The sequence below is a fragment of the Allobosea sp. 117 genome, from assembly GCF_000702305.1.
In the GTDB taxonomy this organism is placed as follows: Bacteria; Pseudomonadota; Alphaproteobacteria; order Rhizobiales; family Xanthobacteraceae; genus Ancylobacter.
Window position 1 is genome coordinate 297103 of record NZ_JNLC01000013.1, and the last position, 18162, is coordinate 315264.

Sequence of the window (18162 nt, forward strand, 5' to 3'; positions counted from 1 at the left end):
CATGCGCGTGCTGGTGACGCGCCCGCAGCCGGATGCCGACGCCACCGCCGCGCGGCTGGCGGCGATGGGCCACGAGGCGCTGGTCGATCCGATGCTGGTCGTCGAGCCGGTTCCTGGGGCGCGGCTGCCCGCCGGCCGTTTCGATGCGGTGGTGCTGACCAGCGTGAACGGGGCGCGGGCGCTGGCCGGTCGGCCGGAGCTTGTCGGCCTCAAGGGATTGCCGCTCTACACGGTCGGCCGGCGCACGGCCGCGGCGGCGCCGGAAGGCTTTTCGCGCGTCGCGGTGGCCGGTGGCGACGGCGCGGCGCTCGTCGTCCTGCTGCAGGCCGAGCTGCCAAAGGGTGCACGGCTCCTGCACATCGCCGGCGAGGAGCGGGCGGTCGATCTCGGCGCGGCGTTGGCGCAGGTCGGCATCGCGGTGGAGCTGTTCGTGATCTACCGCGCGGTTGCCGCGTTGCGACTTTCGGACGCGACCGTAGCGGCCCTCGGGGGCGGCGGGATTGACGTCGCGCTGCATTTCTCGCCGCGCACCGCCGCGACGCTCGCCGCGCGGGCCACCGAGGCCGGCCTTGCCGCCGCATTGGCGCGGATCGACCATCTGTGCTTCTCGCGGAATGTCGCCGCGCCGCTGGAGGCGGCAGGCGCGCCGGCGCGGATCGCGGCCGCCCCCACCGAAGAGGCCTTGCTCGACCTCATCGGCCGGTGAACCATAAGCGTCCTGCCGAGGTTGCAGAGGAGGGACGGGCGGTCTATCCCCAAGGGGCCGGATCGGCGTTCAAGATCGGTGAGGTGGGCAGTGGCAAGCGACGACCCGGCAGATGATCCCAAGCACGCACCGGCCTCGCACGACCCGGCCGCCGGCGCGCCGCAGCGCGATTCCGCGAGCGGGCGCTTCAAGCGGCGCGCGCCGCCGACCATCGACCTCGCCGCCACCGACGTGACGCCGCGCGATCCGGCGCCGGACGCGGCCACTGAAGATTCGCCGCCAGACAAGGCGGAAGGCGGCTCCGAGGCCATGGCTGCCGAGGCCGGCGAAACCGCCGAGCCGACGCCGGCCGGCATCGCCGGAGCCGAGGCGCCGTCATCCTCCCCGCCTGAGACGCCGGAGCGCCGGCCGATGGGCTTCTTCGCGGTGCTCCTCGCGGCGCTGCTGTCCGGCCTGATCGGCGGGGGCTTCGCCTTCGCGGTGGCATCCAGCTTCTATGGCGCGGCGGAGAACATCGACGCCATCACCGATGTCGAGGCGCGCGTGGTCGACCTGCGCCAGCGCATCGAGGTGCTGGAGAGCCGGCAGGCGAGCGTGCCGCCGGCCGATGTCGGGCCGCTGAAGGCGCAGATCGCCGAGCTCGAAAAGAAGATCGTGGCGGTGGAGACGGCGGCGACATCCGCGCCCGCACCTGCGGCGCCTGCCGCATCGCCGGAGCTGATGGAGCGCATCGCCGCGGCCGAGGCGCTCGCCAAGCAGGCCAATACCGACGCCAGCCGGCCGGCCGCCTCGCCGGAGGCGCTCACCGAGCTCGGCGCCAAGGTCGCCGGGCTGGAGCAGCGCATCGAGGCGGCGGCTAAGGCGGGCGAGGATAAGGCGCGCGGCGCGGCGCAGCTCGGCGCGCTGGCGGCGCTGCGCGGGGCGATCGCCTCCGCCGCGCCGTTCGAGGTCGAGCTCGGGGCCGCCCGCTCGCTGCTCGGACCGGCCGGGGCGGCGCTCGCGCCGCTGCAGGCGAGCGCGGCGAGCGGCCTGCCGAACGGCCCGCAGCTCGCCGAGCGCCTGCGCGCGGCCTTCGCACCGCAGGCGGCGCCCGCGCCGGCCCCTGCGGCGGAGTCCGCTTCGCCGCCCGCTGGCGGCGAGGAGGGGATGTTCGACCGTCTGAAGCGCAGCGCCGTCGGCCTCGTCAGCGTCAAGCGCGTTGCCGAGGCGCCGGTCGCCGGCGCCGTCACCCCGGCGCAGGTCGGCACTGCCGAGGCCGCCCTCGCGCGCGGCGATTTCGACGCGGCGTTGGCCAGCCTGAAATCCCTGCCGGAGGCGGAAGCGGCGCCGGCTGCGCCGATCGTCGCCGCCATCGAGGCACGCCAGAGCGCGCTCGCCGCCGTGGCGACGCTCGACCGTCAGGTTCTCGCCGGCCTCGGAGCGACGCCATGATCCGCCTCGTCGTCTATCTCCTCGCGCTCGCGTTGCTCGCCTTCGGCATCGCCTGGCTCGCCGATCGTCCGGGCGAGGTGGCGATCGTCTGGCAGGGCTGGCAGATCCAGACCAGCGTGATGGTGGCGGCGAGCGCGCTGCTGGCAGTCATCGCCGCGGCGATCCTTATCTGGTCGCTGATCCGGCTGCTCTTCCGTTCGCCCGACCTGATCGCGCTCGCGCTGCGCAACCGGCGCTCGGCGCGCGGCTGGGCGGCGGTCTCGCGCGGGCTGGTGGCGGTCGGCTCCGGCGATGTCGCCGGGGCCCGGCGCGCCGCCTCCGATGCGCAGCGCCTGATCGCGAGCGAGCCGCTGACCCGGTTGCTTGCCGCGCAGGCGGCGCAGCTTTCCGGCGACGCCGAGGGCGCCGAGGCGGCGTTCCGCGCCATGGCGGAGACGCCCTCGACCCGGCTGCTCGGCCTGCGCGGCCTGCATGTCGAGGCGCGCCGCCGGGGCGATGCGGCCGCCGCGCTGGTGACCGCCGAGGAGGCGGTGCGCTTCGAGCCGGGGCTCGCCTGGGCGGCCGATGCGGTGATCGAGGCGCGCTGCCTTGCTGGCGATTACGGCGCCGCGCGCGCGATGCTGGAGCGCGAAGCCGCGCACGGCTCGCTCGACCGCGCGACGCACCGGCGCCGGCGCGCCGTGCTGCTGGCGGCGGAGGCGCAGGCGCTCGAGCTGTCCGATCCGGCGGTGGCGCGTGAGCGGGCTCTGGAGGCGGTCAAGCTGGTGGCGACCCTGGTGCCGGCGGCGGCGACCGCCGGCCGGCTGCTCGGCGCCAGTGGTGATGTGCGCAAGGCCTCGAAAATCCTCGAGGCCGCCTATGCCGCGACCCCGCATCCCGACCTCGCCGAGGCTTATCTCTATCTGCGCGCCGGCGACGCGGCGCGTGACCGGCTGAAGCGCGTGCGCAATCTCATCGCCCGCGCGCCGGCGCACCCGGAGAGCGCGATGGCGCTCGCCCGCGCGGCGCTCGACGCGCAGGACTTCGCCGCCGCCCGGGCCGCGCTGGCGCCGCTGCTGGAGGCGCCGACGCAGCGCGTCTGCCTGCTGATGGCCGAGCTGGAGGCGGCGGAGAGCGGGGATGTCGGTAAGGCGCGCGAATGGAGCGCGCGGGCAATGCGCGCCGCGCGCGATCCGGTCTGGATCGCCGACGGGGTGGTGGCTGAGCGCTGGGCGCCGATCTCGCCGATCAGCGGCCGGCTCGATGCCTATGTGTGGGAAGTGCCGCCCGGAGTCGCGGCGACACCGGTGCTGGAACACGAGGCGGAACGGGTGACGGCGGCCATCGCCGCCGCGGTGCAGAGCCGGGCACTCGCGGAAGCGGCCGAGACGCGCCAGACCGTCGTGGTGGTGAACGAGCCGGCGACACCGGAAAAGGCTCCGACGCCGGAGCCGCCGACCTTGGTGGCCGCGCCGGCGCTGGTGCCGACCCAGGAGCCGCGCCCTGCGGCCGTGGCGGCCGGCCGGGCCTCGGCAGTGATCGCGACGCCGCATCTGCCGGACGATCCCGGACCGGGGGGCGATCCCGACGACATGCCCGACGGGCGCGCGTCGTCGCCTCAATTCCGGGCCTGAGGTCGCCTCGCCAGCCTTTTGACGGGCTGTCTGCGCCGAAAACGCGAACGCCCCACGCTGGCAGAGCATGGGGCGTCGACAGAGGAAAGCGGGAAAGAGGGGTCGCCCGATAGGCGATCCCGCCAGAGCCCCGATCGCTCGTCAGGCGATCGGGAGGGAAAGACCGGGCCGGAGTACATCCGTCCTGACCCGGTCACGAGCCGGCGCGGTGTTGACGAAACACCGCCTGAGGCCGACCTCAGCGTGAGGCTTCGCCTCGCGAGACACAGCCGACCGGCCGCCCTGTTCTGGGGGATGACGCCTATATGGGGCGCCGCGGCGGATGTTCAAGGGGGGCGATTGTCGGGGTCGAAGCAAGCCGTCATCCCCGACGGCCGCAGGCCGATCCGGGATCGTCCGACGTGCAGGCCGACGCCCCTCCGCCGGCACCCCTCCGCCGGATCGTGCCATGAGTCTGTCGGCACGCGATCCCGGCTCTTCGCTGCGCTGCGGCCGGGATGACGGGGTGCGGGAAGCGGCGAGGCACCTGAAAGCAGCCGTCATCCCGAGGTGCTCGACCGCAGGTCGAGCCTCGAAGGATGGTCGTCCGGGTGCGCCTGACCCCCATTCTTCGAGGCCCGCTGACGCGGGCACCTCAGGATGACGTTGTTCAGAGTGGAAGCGGGCAGAGTGGAAGGGGCCCGCGAGCCCCCGCCACCGACTGCCGGATCACTGCAGCCGCTGGCCGGCCGGCGCGCCGGCGCTGCGGGCGGGCGAACGTGACGGGCCTCCGCGCGGCGAGCCGCCACGCGCGATCTTCGCGTTGGCCTTCTCGTCGAACAGCTCGGCGAGCTTCTCGGTCATGGCGCCGCCGAGTTCCTCGGCGTCGACGATGGTGACGGCGCGCTTGTAGTAGCGCGTCACGTCGTGGCCGATTCCGATGGCGATCAGCTCCACCGGCGAGCGGTCCTCGATCTGCTGAATGATCCAGCGCAGATGCCGCTCCAGATAATTGCCGGGGTTCACCGAGAGAGTGGAATCGTCGACCGGCGCGCCGTCGGAGATCATCATCAGGATGCGGCGGGACTCGTTGCGCGCCAGCAGGCGGTTATGCGCCCAGTCCAGCGCCTCGCCGTCGATGTTCTCCTTCAAAAGGCCCTCGCGCATCATCAGGCCGAGATTCTTGCGCGCGCGGCGCCAGGGGGCGTCGGCGGCCTTGTAGATGATGTGGCGCAGGTCGTTGAGCCGGCCGGGCGCCACCGGCTTGCCGGAGGCGAGCCACGCCTCGCGCGCCTGCCCGCCCTTCCACGCCTTGGTGGTGAAGCCGAGGATCTCGACCTTCACGCCGCAGCGCTCAAGGGTTCTGGCAAGTATGTCCGCGCAGGCGGCGGCGACCGTGATCGGGCGCCCGCGCATCGAGCCGGAATTGTCGAGCAACAGCGTCACCACGGTGTCGCGGAAGTCGGTGTCGCGCTCGCGCTTGAAGGAGAGCGGCTGCATCGGGTCGATGATGACGCGCTGCAGGCGCGCCGGGTCGAGCATGCCCTCTTCGAGGTCGAACTCCCAGCCGCGGCTCTGCTGCGCCATCAGCCGGCGCTGCAGCCGGTTGGCGAGGCGGGCGACGACGCCCTGCAGATGCACGAGCTGCTTGTCGAGATAGGAGCGCAGACGCGAGAGCTCCTCGGGGTCGCACAGCTCGTCGGCGTTCACCGTCTCGTCGAAGCGCGGCGTGAAGGGGTGGTATTCGGGCGCGCGCGGCTCGGCCACCGCCGGCGTCTGCGGGCGCCAGGGCTCGCTCGAATCATCCGCATCGCCGAGCTCGGCGTCGTCGGAGAGCTCGGAGGTCGGCTGCTCCTGCTGCTCCTCGGAATCCTCGGGCGTCTGGTCGGAGGAGAGCTCGCTCTCGACCTCGGTGGTGCCCTCGGCGTTCTCCTCCTGATCGGCGTCGGCGCCCTTGCCGGCGTCGTCCTCGCGCTTGTCGTCGGCGTCGGTGGAGGGGTCGTTGTTCTCGTCGAAGGGGGCGATGTCCTCGCCCATGCCGAGCGAGGAGAGCAGATCGCGCATCGCCTCGGCGAAGTGTCGCTGGTCGTCGGCGGCGGTCGCCAGCTCGTCGAGCGCGGTGGCGCCGCGTTCCTCGATGAAGCCACGCCAGAGATTGACCATCTCGCGCGCGGCGGCCGGCGGCGCCATGCCGGTGAGGCGCTCGCGCAGGATCAGCGAGAGCGCGTCTTCGAGCGGCGCGTCGGAGCGGTCGGCGAGCTGGGCGAAGTTGGCCTTCTGGTAGCGGTCCTCCAGCATGGCCGAGAGGTTCAGCGCGACGCCGTCCATGCGCAGCGCGCCGAGCGCCTCGCAGCGCGTCTGCTCGGCCGCCTCGAAGGCGGCGCGGGCGGCCTGCCCGGTGGGCACCAGCCTCTTGTGCACCTTCGGATCATGGCAGGCGAGGCGCAGCGCCATGGAATCGGCGTGGCCGCGCAGCACGGCGGCGTCCTGCTTGGTCAGGCGACGGCTCGGCTCGGGCAGGCGCGCGCGGCCCTCGCCATAGCCCGGCCGCTCGGTGCCGAAGGTCACCTCGATCTCCCGATTCCCCGCAATCGCGCGCAGGCAGCCGGTCACCGCCCGCTTCAGCGGCTCGGTGGGGGATTCCTTCGGCGGGGTGCGCGGATTGCGGTTGGTCGAGGACATGAGGTCAGCTCAGCGCGACGTTGACGGCGGACTCGGTCAGCTCCTTGCCGAAGCAGCGCTGGTAGAACTCGGCGACCAGCGTGCGCTCCAGTTCGTCGCACTTGTTGAGGAAGGTGACGCGGAAGGCGAAGGCGAGATCCTTGAAGATGTCCGCGTTCTCCGCCCAGGTGATCACCGTGCGCGGGCTCATCACGGTCGACAGGTCGCCATTGATGAAGGCCTGCCGCGTGAGGTCGGCGAGGCGCACCATGCGCGAGACCGTGTCGCGGCCTTCCGTGGTCTGGAAGTGCTTGGCCTTGGCGACGACGATGTCGACCTCCTTGTCGTGGGCCAGGTAGTTCAGCGAGGTGACGATGGACCAGCGGTCCATCTGCGCCTGGTTGATCTGCTGGGTGCCGTGATAGAGGCCGGTGGTGTCGCCGAGGCCGATGGTGTTGGCGGTCGAGAACAGCCGGAAGGCGCTGTGCGGGCGGATGACGCGGTTCTGGTCGAGCAGCGTCAGGCGGCCGGAGGATTCCAGTACGCGCTGGATCACGAACATCACGTCCGGGCGGCCGGCGTCATATTCGTCGAACACCAGGGCGACGTTGTTCTGGTAGGCCCAGGGCAGGATGCCGTCGCGGAACTCCGTGACCTGCATGCCTTCCTTCACCACGATGGCGTCCTTGCCGATCAGGTCGATGCGGCTGATGTGGCTGTCGAGGTTGACGCGCACGCAAGGCCAGTTGAGCCGCGCGGCGACCTGCTCGATATGGGTCGACTTGCCGGTGCCATGATAGCCAGTGACCATCACGCGGCGGTTATGGGCGAAACCGGCAAGGATGGCGAGGGTAGTGGCGCGGTCGAACAGATAGTCCGGGTCGAGGTCCGGCACATATTCGTCGGGTTCCGCATAGGCCGGCACTTCGAGATCGACGTCGAGGCCGAAGACCTGACGAACCGAGACCTTCATGTCCGGAACCGGGGCAGCTTGGGTGGTGGTCGCGGTCATCCTTCCTCCGTTGCCGCCGCTGCGGCATGGTCGTGAGCGTCTCGTGAACGTCAGGTTGTCTTAAAGCCTTTTGCCGCGCTGCGAAATGCTTCGCGTCGAGCGGCACGGGCACAATCGAGCATCAACAGAAGCCTGCGCCTTTCAGGTAGTTATAGGCCTGAATCACATCGCGCAGGCGATCTTCGGTCGATATGTCGCCCCCGTTCGCGTCGGGGTGGTATTTCTTTACGAGCACCTTGAAGCGGGCCTTGATCTCCTCGGCCGAGGCGCTGAGCTCGACGCCGAGCGTCTCCAGCGCCTTGCGCTCGGCGTTGCGGATCATCCGGCTCTCGCGGGCGGGCTCCGCCTCGGGCCGCGCGGTGCCGCCGAACTCACCGAACACGCCGAAGGGATCAGCGAAGCCGGCGCCGGGATGGCTGCGCTGGAACTCGTCGGCGACGCGGGCGCGCCCGCCGTTCTGGCCCATCTTCCAGGTCGGCCGGTGGCCGGTCAGCGCGTCCTTCTGATAGGCGGCGACGGCGTCGTCCGGCATGCCGGCGAAGTAGTTGTAGGACTGGTTGTAGGCGCGCACATGCTCGAAGCAGTAGCGCCAGAACTGGCCTTCCTGGTGCCGCCCCTTGGGTGCGCGGTGGGTGGCCGGCTCCTCGCATCCGGCCCATTCGCAGGTCGGGCAGGCGGCGGCGCGCAGGCGCCGGTCCTTGTCCGGCTTGACGCGGATGCGATCGAAGATGGGAGAGTCGAGTTTCATGGCGGCGATTATGCTGGCGTGGGCTCAGGTATACAAGAAACCTCGGGGGCATAACCGCCTCCGCGGGCCGGATATTGACGCGGTGTTGCGCGCCGGGTACCGCATCGCGGCATGAACAGCCCGACGCCGCCTTCCCCCGCCGTTGCCGACGCGCTGGCGCGCATCCGCGTGGCGCTGGCCGAGCTCTCCCCGACCGTGCTCGACCTCGAGGATGAAAGCCATCGCCACGAGGGCCATGGCGGCCATCGTCCCGGTCAGCTCACCCACCTGAGGGTACGCATCGTGGCCGAGGCGTTCCGCGGACTGTCCCGCATCGAGCGGCATCGGGTGGTGAACGGCCTTCTGGCTGCGGAGCTGGCCCGCAGCCTGCACGCGCTCGCCATCGAGGCGAAGGCGCCGGGGGAATGATCTGAAAGGCTGGGTCGCCCGCCAGATATGGGTGCGCGGGGTCGAAATTCCAGACGCCGGTGCCTCACGCTACACGCTGCGCCGGCAGGGGCATCACCCGGAGCAGGGTGATGCGGTTGCGCTGCTTGCGCATCACCTGGAAGCGGAAGCCGTGGAAGATGAAGGTCTGGCCCGGCTCGGGGATGATGCGCGCCTCGTGGATGACGAGGCCGGCGATGGTGGTGGCTTCCTCGTCCGGCAGGTGCCAGCCCATGGCGCGGTTGAGGTCGCGGATGGCGACGCTGCCCTCGACGCTGACCGAGCCATCCGGATGGCGGCGGGCGCCGGTGAAGGCGATGTCGTGCTCGTCGGCGATATCGCCGACGATCTCCTCCAATATGTCCTCCAGCGTGACGAGGCCCATCACCTCGCCATACTCGTCGACCACCAGCGCGAAATGCTGCTTGCGGCGGCGGAAGGCCTTGAGCTGGTCGGCGACCGAGGTGCTGTCCGGCACGAACCAGGCGGGCAGGGCGATCTTCTGGATGTCGAGCCGGGTGACGTCGTTGGCGAGCGCCTGCAGCTCGCGCAGCAGGTCCTTGGCGTGCAGCACGCCGACGATGTTGTCCGGACTGTCGCGCCACAGCGGTAGGCGGGTGAAGGGGGAGGCCAGCACCTCGCGCACCAGTTCCTCGGGTGGCTCGCCGGCGTCGAGCGTCGCCATCTTGGTGCGGTGGACCATGATGTCGGAGACTTCGAGCTCGCGCAGATTGAGCAGGCCCGCGACCATGTCGCGGTCGTCGTCCGCGAGCCCGGCTGCCGTCTGCAGCGTCGCGATCGCCTCGCGGAGCTTTTCCTCCTCGTTCGGAGCGGGAGGCTGTGGCGGGGGCGCCGCGGCGGCCGTCTCGTTGCGGCGTCGCCGTGCCGCCGCGCGCAGCCGGGCGATGACCGCGAGCGACCTCATTGCCGCTCGGCCTCGAGGAAGGCGCGCACCGCGGCGGGATCGACGTCGCGGGCGATGAAGCTCTGGCCGATGCCGCGGGCGAGGATGAAGGTGAGCGCGCCGCGCGAGACCTTCTTGTCCTGCGCGATCAGGTTCATCAGCCCGTCGGTGTCCGGCAGTTCGCCGGGGATGTCGGCGATGCGGGTCGGCAGCCCGACGGCGCGCAGATGCGCGGCCACGCGCTCGGCGTCCTGGCCCGCGCACAGGCCCTGCGAGACCGAGAACCGGAAGGCCTGTGCCATGCCGACCGCCACCGCCTCGCCATGCAGCAGGCGCTGCGAGAAGCCGGCGCCGGCCTCCAGCGCGTGGCCGAAGGTGTGGCCGAGATTGAGCAAGGCGCGGTCGCCGGTCTCGAACTCGTCGCGCGCCACCACGTCGGCCTTGGAGGCGCAACTGGTGGCGATCGCCTCGATGCGCGCCGGGCCGCCGGCGAACACCTCGCGCCATTTGCGCTCCAGCCACTCGAAGAAGGGGGCGTTGTCGATCAGCCCGTATTTGGCGACCTCGGCATAGCCGGCGCGGAACTCGCGCAAGGGGAGCGTGTCGAGCGCGTCGGTGTCGGCGAGCACCAGGACCGGCTGGTGGAAGGCGCCGATCAGGTTCTTGCCGTGGCGCGAATTGATGCCGGTCTTGCCGCCGACGGAGGAATCCACCTGCGCCAGCAGGCTGGTCGGCACCTGCACGAAGTCGACGCCGCGCCGCAGCGTCGCGGCCGCGAAGCCGGCGAGATCGCCGACCACGCCGCCGCCGAGCGCCAGGACGAGGTCGCGCCGCTCGATTCGGGCGGCGAGCAGGCCGTCGAGCACGGCCTCGAAGGTGGCGAAGCTCTTCGAGCCCTCGCCCGGCGCCACGGTGACGGTCGAGGGGGTGAGGCCGGCCTCCTTCAGCGAGGCTTCGACCGGCGCGAGATGGCGTTCCGCCACATTGGCGTCGGTGACGATGCCGACCCGCGCGCCGGGCCGCAGCGCGGCGATGCGGGAGCCGAGGCCGGCGATCAGCCCCGGCCCGATCACGATGTCATAGGCGCGGGCGCCGAGGCCGACAGGCACCACGGTCGGGGCTTCGATGTCGTGAAGGGCGCTCACGCCTCGTCTCCTTTCGGCACGTCCGCATCCGGCGATCCCGCAAGGTGCTGGCCGAGCGCGGCCATCACCTCCTCGACCATGATCTCGTGCGGAACCTCATGCGAGATGACGGTGACATCGGCGAGACCATAGACCGGGTAGCGCTCCTCGATCAGCCGCGACAGCGTGGCGGCGGGGTCGCCGCTCTTCAGGAGCGGGCGGTCGTCGCGCCGGCGCACGCGGCGCAGCAGCACGTCGAGCTCGGCCTTCAGCCAGACCGAGACGCCCCGCTCGGCGATGGCCGCGCGGGTCTCGCCATTCATGAAAGCGCCGCCGCCGGTCGCCACCACGTTCGGCGCACCTTCCAGCAGGCGGGCAATGACGCGCTTCTCGCCGGCCCGGAAAGCGGGCTCGCCGTGCTGGGCAAAGATCTCGGGGATGGTCATGCCGGCGGCATGCTCGATCTCGGTGTCGGCATCGACGAAGGGCAGCCCCATGCGCCGGGCGAGACGCTTGCCGAGCGACGACTTGCCGGCCCCCATCATGCCGACCAGCACGATGGAGCGCTCGCCGAGCTGCCGGCGCACCCGCGCGGCGTGCTCGTCTTCCGGTTCGTTGGTCGCGGCGTCCATGGCGGCGGCGTCCATGCGGCGGTGTTCCATGGCCGGCGGGGAGGCCGGCCGCTCCGCCACCTATCACCGGTCGCCGGGCGAGGCAATTCGGCGCGCGCGCCGTTCCGTCAGGGGGGCGAAGGCACTAGCATGGAGGGTACCGACATCCCGCGATTCGAACCGCCAGATCCGCGACCGCCATGCCGAGCCTGATCCGCCTTCTCGTCATCCTCGGAGTGATCGGCGGCATCGCCTATGGCACGCTCTGGGTGTTCGCCAATCTCGTGGAGCCGCATCCGCGCGAGATGAGCGCCACCGTCCCGCAGGAGCGCTTCGCCAAATGAGCGCCGGCAAGGGCATCCCGTCGCGTGGCCCGGTCGCCCTGTTCCTCGACATGCTGGCGGCCGAGCGCGGGGCCGGGCCGAACACGCTCGACGCCTATGGGCGCGATCTGTCGGACTATACGGAGTTCCTCGCGAGCGAGGGGTGCGGCCCGCTCGACGGCGGCACGCAGGCCATCCGCACCTATCTCGCCGAGCTGACGAAGCGCGGCTTCGCCACCACCACCGTCGCCCGCCGCCTCTCCGCCATCCGCCAACTCCACCGCTTCCTCTACGTCGAGGGCTACCGGGGCGACGATCCTGCCGCCGTGCTGGAGGGGCCGAAGCGCGGCCGGCCGCTGCCGAAGGTGCTCTCGCTCGACGAGGTCACGCGGCTGATCGAGACCGCCCATGCGCGCGCCGGCGATCCGCAGGCCTCGCCGTCCGAGCGGGCGCGCCGGGCGCGCGTTGCCTGCTTCATCGAGCTGCTCTACGCGACGGGGCTGCGCGTTTCCGAGCTCGCGGCGCTGCCGGCGAGCGCGGCGCGGGCGCAGGGCGACGCGCTGATCGTGCGCGGCAAAGGCAACAAGGAGCGGCTGGTGCCGCTCGGCGACCCGGCCAAGGCCGCCATGGCCGCCTACCGCGCCGCGCAGGAGGCCGCATCGCAAGCCGCCGCCGAGGCTGCGAAAGCTGCGAAAAGGGCAGGGGGAAAGCGCCCGGCCGGGCAGAAGGCGACCGGCGGCTCGCGCTGGCTGTTTTCCTCGGCGGCGGCGAGCGGGCACATCACCCGCCAGCAGGTCGCGCTCGATCTCAAGGACCTCGCGCTCAACGCCGGGCTCGACCCCGCCAAGCTCTCCCCGCACGTGCTGCGCCACGCCTTCGCCAGCCACCTGCTCGCCCATGGCGCCGACCTCAGGGTGGTGCAGACCCTGCTCGGCCACGCCGACGTCTCGACCACGCAGATCTATACGCATGTGCTGGACGAGCGGCTGAAGAGCCTCGTCAGGGACCTGCACCCGCTGGCGGAATGACCGTTGCCGACGCGGGCCGCTCCATCGGATCGAATTATGGTCTAGCTTCTGCCCATTGAATCGCGGGGGCGGATGAGATGCGCGAGCTGGAGATATCCGATCAGGAGCTGTCGGCGCTGATGGAGCGCACGCTCGGGCTCGCCCGGACCTACTGGTCCGGGGTCGAGGCCCTGCCGGCCGCCCCGGTGGCGAGCGCCGGGCAGATGCAGGAGCTGTTCGCGAGGCCGTGGGCGGAGACCGGCCGTGGAAGCACGGTGTTGGACGACTTCACGCGCATCTCCGCGCATGTGCGGCCCTCGGGCGGGCGGTTCTTCGGCTATGTCTTCGGCTCCGGCGAACCGGTCGGGGCGCTCGGCGAATGGCTCGCCGCCGTGCTCAACCAGAATGTCGGGGCCTGGCGGTCGGCGCCCGCCGCGACCGCCATCGAGCAGACCGCCGTGGGCTGGCTGGCCGAGGCGGTCGGCTGCGCCGGCTTCACCGGCAGCCTGTGCGGCGGCGGCTCGGCGGCCAACCTGATGGCGCTCGCCATGGCGCGCGAGGCGAAGCTGCCCGCCAATGAGGACGGCGCCCGGCCGGGCATCGTCTACGCCTCCGAGCAGGTGCACATGTCGATCCCGAAGGCGGTCGCGCTGCTCGGCCTCGGGCGCAAGAACCTGCGGCTGATCCCGGTCGACGACGGTTTTCGCATGCGGGTCGACGCGCTGGAAGCGGCGATCGCGCAGGATCGGGCCTCGGGCGCGACGCCGATCGCGATCGTCGCGACGGCCGGCGCGGTGGCAACTGGCGCCATCGACCCGCTTGAAGAGATCGCCGCAATCGCCCGCCGCGAATGGCTGTGGATGCATGTCGACGGCGCCTATGGCGGGCTCGCCGCGCTGGCGATGCCGGAACAGTTCCGCGGGCTGTCGGAGGTCGATTCGCTCTCCCTCGACGCGCATAAATGGCTCTACCAGCCGGTCGATTGCGGCTGTCTCGTCTATCGCGACGCAGCGGTCGCGCGCCTCGCCTTCTCGCACAGCGGCGACTATGTGCGGGCGCTGAACGAGAATCCGCAGGAGGCGTTCGCCTTCTTCGAGGAATCGGTGGAGCTCACCCGCCGTTTCCGCGCCCTGAAGCTCTGGATGTCGCTGCAATATCACGGGCGTGCCGCTTTCCGCGCGGCGATCGCGCGCGATCTCGGCCATGCGCAGATGCTGGCCGAGGCGGTCGCGGCCCGTCCCGAGCTCGAACTGCTCGCGCCGGTACCGCTCAGCGCGGTGTGCTTCCGGCATCGCGCGCGGGACAATGCCGCGGTGCTGCGGCGGGTGCTGGCGCGCGGGCGGGTGTATCTGTCGAACGCGACGATTAACGGGCAGTTCGCGCTCCGGGCCTGCTTCGTCAATCACCGCACCCGGCCGGAGGACGTCGCGATGATCGTCGAGGAGGTCCTCGCCGCCGCGGACGATCTCAATGACCGCCCCGCCGCCTGACGCCGCGCGGGTTGAGCACGGCCCGGCAAGCCGCAATGGGGGACACGCCCTTGGAGAGTGACGACATCGCACTTCCCGCCTGCCGGGACCGCGCATGGACACGCCGCGCCATCGAGCTGCTGCAGGGCGACCGCCGGCGCTCGGCGGACACGCACCTTCTCAAGCCGTTCTTCGCTGGGCTCGGCGGCCTGTCCATCTATCTCAAGGATGAATCCACCCATCCGACCGGCAGCCTCAAGCACCGGCTCGCCCATTCGCTGCTGCTCTACGGCATCTGCAACGGGCGGATCGACGAGGGCACGACGCTGGTCGAGGCGTCCTCCGGCTCGACGGCGGTGAGCGAGGCCTATTTCGCCCGGCTGCTCGGCCTGCCCTTCATCGCGGTGATGCCGCGCTCGACCAGCCGCGCCAAGGTCGAGGCGATCGAGAGCTTCGGCGGCCGCTGCCATTTCGTCGACACGCCCGGCGAGGTCTACGGCGTCGCCGCCGAGCTCGCGCGGGCGACCGGAGGCCACTATCTCGACCAGTTCACCAATGCCGAGCGGGCGACCGACTGGCGCGGCAACAACAACATCGCCGAGAGCATCTTCAACCAGATGCAGGCCGAGCCGGCCCCGGTGCCCGACTGGATCGTGATGAGCGCGGGGACCGGCGGCACCTCGGCGACGATCGGGCGCTATATCCGCTACCGCAACCTGCCGACGCGACTCTGCGTCGCGGATGTCGAGCATTCGGCGTTCTACGACGCCTATGTCACCGGGGACATGTCCGTCACCTGCTCCACCCCCTCGCGGATCGAGGGGGTCGGCAGGCCGCGCGTCGAGCCGTCCTTCACCCCCGGCGCCATCGACCACATGATGCGGGTTCCCGACGCAGCCTCCATCGCCGCCGCGCATGTGCTCTCGGACCGGCTGTTCCGCCGGGTCGGCGGCTCGACCGGCACGAATTTCTACGCGCTGTGCCGCCTTGCCGCGGCGATGCTGCGCGAGAAGCGCGGGGGCGCGCTGGTGACGCTGATCTGTGACAGCGGCGAGCGCTACGCCTCGACCTATTTCGACGCCGACTGGCTGAAGGCGAACGGCATCGACATCGCTCCCCACCGCACCACGATCGAGCGCTTCCTCGACACCGGCGCGTTCCTGCCGGAGCGCTGAGCCGCCGGCGGATCGCCCCATCGTGAAACCGCCGGGCCGGCCGCGCCGTTGGGGAAGGACCCGCCGGGGTTTGCCTTTGGCGGCGGCTGCCGGTATCTGTCCGCACCGCCGTCATCAGTATGTGCCAGTTTCGCTTTGCCCCTCGCTTTTCCGATCAATCCGGATCTCCCATCGCCGATGCGCAGCTACCTCGATTTTGAAAAGCCCGTTGCCGAGCTCGAGGCGAAGCTCGAGGAATTGCGCGCGCTCTCGGCGGAAGGCGGCGCGGTCGCGATCAGCGACGATATCGGCCGGCTGGAGGCCAAGGCCGGCGAGGCGCTGGTCCAGCTCTACGCGAACCTGACGCCCTGGCAGAAGACGCAGGTGGCCCGCCACCCGATGCGCCCGCACTTCTCCGACTATACGGCGCGCGTGTTCGAGGACTTCACGCCGCTCGCCGGCGACCGCAAGTTCGGCGAGGACGCGGCGATCCTCGGCGGCTTCGCGCGCTTCCGCGGGCAGGCGGTGTGCCTCATCGGGCAGGAGAAGGGGTCGTCCACCGAGACCCGCATCAAGCACAATTTCGGCATGGCGCGGCCGGAGGGTTACCGCAAGGCGGCGCGGCTGATGGAGCTCGCCGACCGCTTTTCGCTACCGGTCATCTCGCTGGTCGACACCGCCGGCGCCTATCCCGGCATCGGCGCGGAGGAGCGCGGCCAGGCCGAGGCGATCGCCCGCTCGACCGATGCGTGCCTCTCGCTCGGCGTGCCGAACGTCGCCCTCATCATCGGCGAGGGCGGCTCGGGCGGGGCGATCGCGCTCGCCACCGCAAACCGGGTGCTGATGCTGGAGCACTCGATCTACAGCGTCATCTCGCCGGAAGGCGCGGCCTCGATCCTGTGGCGCGACACTGCCAAGGCGCAGGAGGCGGCGACCAATATGCGCATCACTGCGCAGGACCTCGCGAGACTCGGCATCATCGACACCATCGTGCCGGAGCCGACTGGGGGCGCGCATCGCGATCCCGACGCGACGATGGACGCGGCGGGCAACGCGATCGAGGCGGCGCTGGAGAGCCTGCAGGGGCTCGATGCTTCCGCCCTGCGCAAGGCGCGGCGCGAGAAGTTCCTGGCGATCGGTCGCAATCTCTGAAGGTGCCATGATGCCGTGACTGACGACCGGTATCGGGGGCCGGGCTTGCGGGAACGGCCTGTCGAGGATAACGCTTACCCATGTTGCTGTTCGTCGGGGCGTTCAGGGGAGTCGCGCGTTGATCGCTGGGGTTCCTTCGCAGCCGTCGCGGGGGCGTCGGCCTGTCACCATGCGCAGCGGCCTTGCCGCGCGCTGGCGCGGGGCGCTGCTGGCCGGCGTCGCGGCGCTGGCGCTCGCCGCCTGCAACGGTGGCAGCGGACCGGGACCGGGCGCCAAGGCGATGAAGCCGCTCTCGCCCGAGATGGTCTCGCTCATCGAGAGCAAGGGCATGACGAAGGACAGCCCCATCGTCGTGCGCATCTTCAAGGAAGAGTCGGAGCTGGAGGTCTGGAAGGAGACGCGCAACGGCGAGTATGCGCTGCTCAAGACCTATCCGATCTGCCGCTGGTCGGGCGAGCTCGGTCCGAAGGTGAAGGAAGGCGACCGGCAGGCGCCGGAAGGCTTCTACACCATCACGCCGGGCCAGATGAACCCGAATTCGAACTACTACCTCGCCTTCAACATGGGCTTCCCCAACGCCTATGACAAAGCGTGGGGCCGCACCGGCGCCAATCTGATGGTGCATGGCGACTGCTCGTCCTCGGGCTGCTACGCCATGACCGACGAGCAGGTGCAGGAGATCTTCGCGCTCGGGCGCGACAGCTTCCTCGGCGGGCAGCGCTCCTTCCAGGTGCAGGCCTATCCGTTCCACATGACCGCCTCGAACATGGCGCGTCACCGGAACAATCCGAGCATGCCGTTCTGGCGGATGATCAAGGAAGGCCACGACGCCTTCGAGATCGCCAAGGCGCCGCCCAAGGTCGACGTGTGCGAGAAGCGCTACGTCTTCAACGCGACGCCGACCGACCCGACGCAGAAGTTCAATCCGAGCGGCCCCTGCCCCGAATTCACGCAGCCGGAGGACATCCAACAGCAGGTCGCGGCGCGCAAGGCGGCCGACACGGCGCGCATCGCCGCGCTGTCGCCGATGACGCCGGTCGCGCCGGTGCGCACCGGCAAGGACGGCGGGATGAACCAGGTGTTCCTCGCCAAGCTGCAGAACCCGAAGCTGAAGGCGCCGGGCTCGCTGCCGCCGGTGGTGAAGCCGCCGGGGCTCGACTATGGCGTCGCGACCAACGAGCCGGCGCCGGCCGAACTGCTCGCGCCCGACAGTGCGACGCCGAGCGCCACCGAGAGCGTCGCGCTCGCCTCGGCGAACGTGCCGATGCCGATGCCCCGCCCGGCCGGCGCGCCGCGCGCCCAGCCCGAGACGGTGCTGTTCGCGAACAACAGCGCGCCCGCCGCGCCGGCAACCCGCGTCGCCTCGATCGACAGCGGCGGCTTCCTGAGCGGCGTGACGAAGTTCTTCGGCGGTGGCGACGAACCGGCGGCCGCTCCCGCGCCGTCGGCGACCGCGCCGTCTTCCGCTCCTGTGGCGTCGTCCGCCGCGCCGGCGCCGTCCGCCTCGCCCTCGCTGTCGTCGCGTCTCGGCCTTTCCTCGCTCGGCAAGTGGTTCGGGCAAGGCGAGCCCGAGCCGGCCGCGCCGGTGGCTATGGCCACGCCCGCCGCCGTTCCGGTGCCGCCGACCCGCCCGGCGGCGCCCAAGCCGCAGGCGACCGCGCCCGCCGCCACGCCGCGCGCGGCGGCGGCCCAGCCGGCTTCCCAGCCCGCCGCATCCCAATCCGTCGCGCCGGCGCCGCAGGCGGCGGCCGCCCAGGCCTCGGACGCCCAGTGGATCGAAACGCCGAGCCTGCCGGGCGCGACAATCGTCACTCCAGGGACGTTCGGCCAGTAGGCGCGTGC

At 71.2% G+C, this 18162-nt stretch carries 15 protein-coding genes and 1 pseudogene; 10 read left to right on the plus strand and 6 right to left on the minus strand.

The annotated features are described in order from the left end of the window. Window position 1 precedes the first annotated feature (1 nt). The 3 genes from U742_RS0112590 (at window position 2) to U742_RS0112600 (ending at window position 3750) form a co-directional block, all read left to right on the plus strand. Complete coding sequence (locus U742_RS0112590; protein WP_029353511.1) at window positions 2-706, plus strand: uroporphyrinogen-III synthase; 705 nt, start codon at window positions 2-4, stop codon at window positions 704-706. Between the two features lie 90 nt (window positions 707-796). After that, complete coding sequence (locus tag U742_RS0112595) at window positions 797-2137, plus strand: hypothetical protein (protein ID WP_029353513.1); 1341 nt, start codon at window positions 797-799, stop codon at window positions 2135-2137. Further along, window positions 2134-3750: a heme biosynthesis protein HemY gene (locus tag U742_RS0112600; protein WP_029353514.1), complete on the plus strand. Its 1617-nt coding sequence runs from the start codon at window positions 2134-2136 to the stop codon at window positions 3748-3750. The genes U742_RS0112595 and U742_RS0112600 overlap by 4 nt, the downstream gene beginning before the upstream one ends. Before the next feature lie 708 nt (window positions 3751-4458). Here the strand turns inward: U742_RS0112600 and cobT are convergent. The 3 genes from cobT to U742_RS0112615 all read right to left on the minus strand — a co-directional run bounded on the left by cobT (window position 4459) and on the right by U742_RS0112615 (window position 8150). After that, window positions 4459-6411: a cobaltochelatase subunit CobT gene (cobT, locus tag U742_RS0112605; RefSeq protein ID WP_029353516.1), complete on the minus strand. Its 1953-nt coding sequence runs from the start codon at window positions 6409-6411 to the stop codon at window positions 4459-4461. A 4-nt stretch (window positions 6412-6415) separates the two neighbouring features. Beyond that, window positions 6416-7402 (minus strand): cobaltochelatase subunit CobS, encoded by a 987-nt coding sequence (cobS, locus tag U742_RS0112610; RefSeq protein ID WP_029353519.1) that lies wholly within the window; start codon window positions 7400-7402, stop codon window positions 6416-6418. A 121-nt stretch (window positions 7403-7523) separates the two neighbouring features. Continuing rightward, window positions 7524-8150, minus strand: coding sequence for a J domain-containing protein (locus U742_RS0112615; protein ID WP_029353521.1), 627 nt, complete (start codon window positions 8148-8150; stop codon window positions 7524-7526). 111 nt (window positions 8151-8261) lie between these two features. Here U742_RS0112615 and U742_RS0112625 point away from each other — a divergent pair, with 111 nt between their 5' ends. After that, window positions 8262-8558 carry a BolA family protein gene (locus tag U742_RS0112625; RefSeq protein WP_029353523.1) on the plus strand — a complete coding sequence of 99 codons (297 nt, stop codon included), beginning with the start codon at window positions 8262-8264 and terminating at the stop codon, window positions 8556-8558. A gap of 64 nt (window positions 8559-8622) precedes the next feature. Here U742_RS0112625 and U742_RS0112630 read toward each other — a convergent pair. The 3 genes and pseudogenes from U742_RS0112630 to U742_RS0112640 all read right to left on the minus strand — a co-directional run. After that, a pseudogene (locus U742_RS0112630) lies at window positions 8623-9336 on the minus strand (transporter associated domain-containing protein); the annotation flags it as partial. 161 nt (window positions 9337-9497) lie between these two features. Next, window positions 9498-10625 carry a 3-dehydroquinate synthase gene (gene aroB / locus U742_RS0112635; RefSeq protein ID WP_029353528.1) on the minus strand — a complete coding sequence of 376 codons (1128 nt, stop codon included), beginning with the start codon at window positions 10623-10625 and terminating at the stop codon, window positions 9498-9500. Continuing rightward, a complete protein-coding gene (locus tag U742_RS0112640) occupies window positions 10622-11236 on the minus strand; it encodes a shikimate kinase (RefSeq protein WP_156034220.1) in 615 nt (204 codons plus the stop codon). The genes aroB and U742_RS0112640 overlap by 4 nt, the downstream gene beginning before the upstream one ends. 179 nt (window positions 11237-11415) lie before the next feature. On the opposite strand from U742_RS0112640, the gene U742_RS23375 reads away from it, so the two are divergent. From U742_RS23375 to U742_RS0112670, 6 genes are all read left to right on the plus strand, one after another. Continuing rightward, window positions 11416-11559, plus strand: a complete 144-nt coding sequence (locus tag U742_RS23375) for a hypothetical protein (RefSeq protein ID WP_197028249.1) — start codon at window positions 11416-11418, stop codon at window positions 11557-11559. Further along, complete coding sequence (locus tag U742_RS0112650) at window positions 11556-12566, plus strand: site-specific tyrosine recombinase XerD (RefSeq protein ID WP_029353531.1); 1011 nt, start codon at window positions 11556-11558, stop codon at window positions 12564-12566. The genes U742_RS23375 and U742_RS0112650 overlap by 4 nt, the downstream gene beginning before the upstream one ends. A gap of 77 nt (window positions 12567-12643) precedes the next feature. Continuing rightward, window positions 12644-14035 carry a pyridoxal phosphate-dependent decarboxylase family protein gene (locus U742_RS0112655; protein WP_029353532.1) on the plus strand — a complete coding sequence of 464 codons (1392 nt, stop codon included), beginning with the start codon at window positions 12644-12646 and terminating at the stop codon, window positions 14033-14035. A gap of 35 nt (window positions 14036-14070) precedes the next feature. Then, complete coding sequence (locus U742_RS0112660; protein WP_038361389.1) at window positions 14071-15189, plus strand: PLP-dependent cysteine synthase family protein; 1119 nt, start codon at window positions 14071-14073, stop codon at window positions 15187-15189. 177 nt (window positions 15190-15366) lie between these two features. Continuing rightward, entirely contained in the window at window positions 15367-16320 is a 954-nt protein-coding gene (locus tag U742_RS0112665) for an acetyl-CoA carboxylase carboxyltransferase subunit alpha (RefSeq protein WP_029353539.1), read from the plus strand. Between the two features lie 169 nt (window positions 16321-16489). Beyond that, window positions 16490-18154, plus strand: a complete 1665-nt coding sequence (locus U742_RS0112670; RefSeq protein ID WP_051661124.1) for a L,D-transpeptidase family protein — start codon at window positions 16490-16492, stop codon at window positions 18152-18154. Window positions 18155-18162 lie beyond the last annotated feature (8 nt).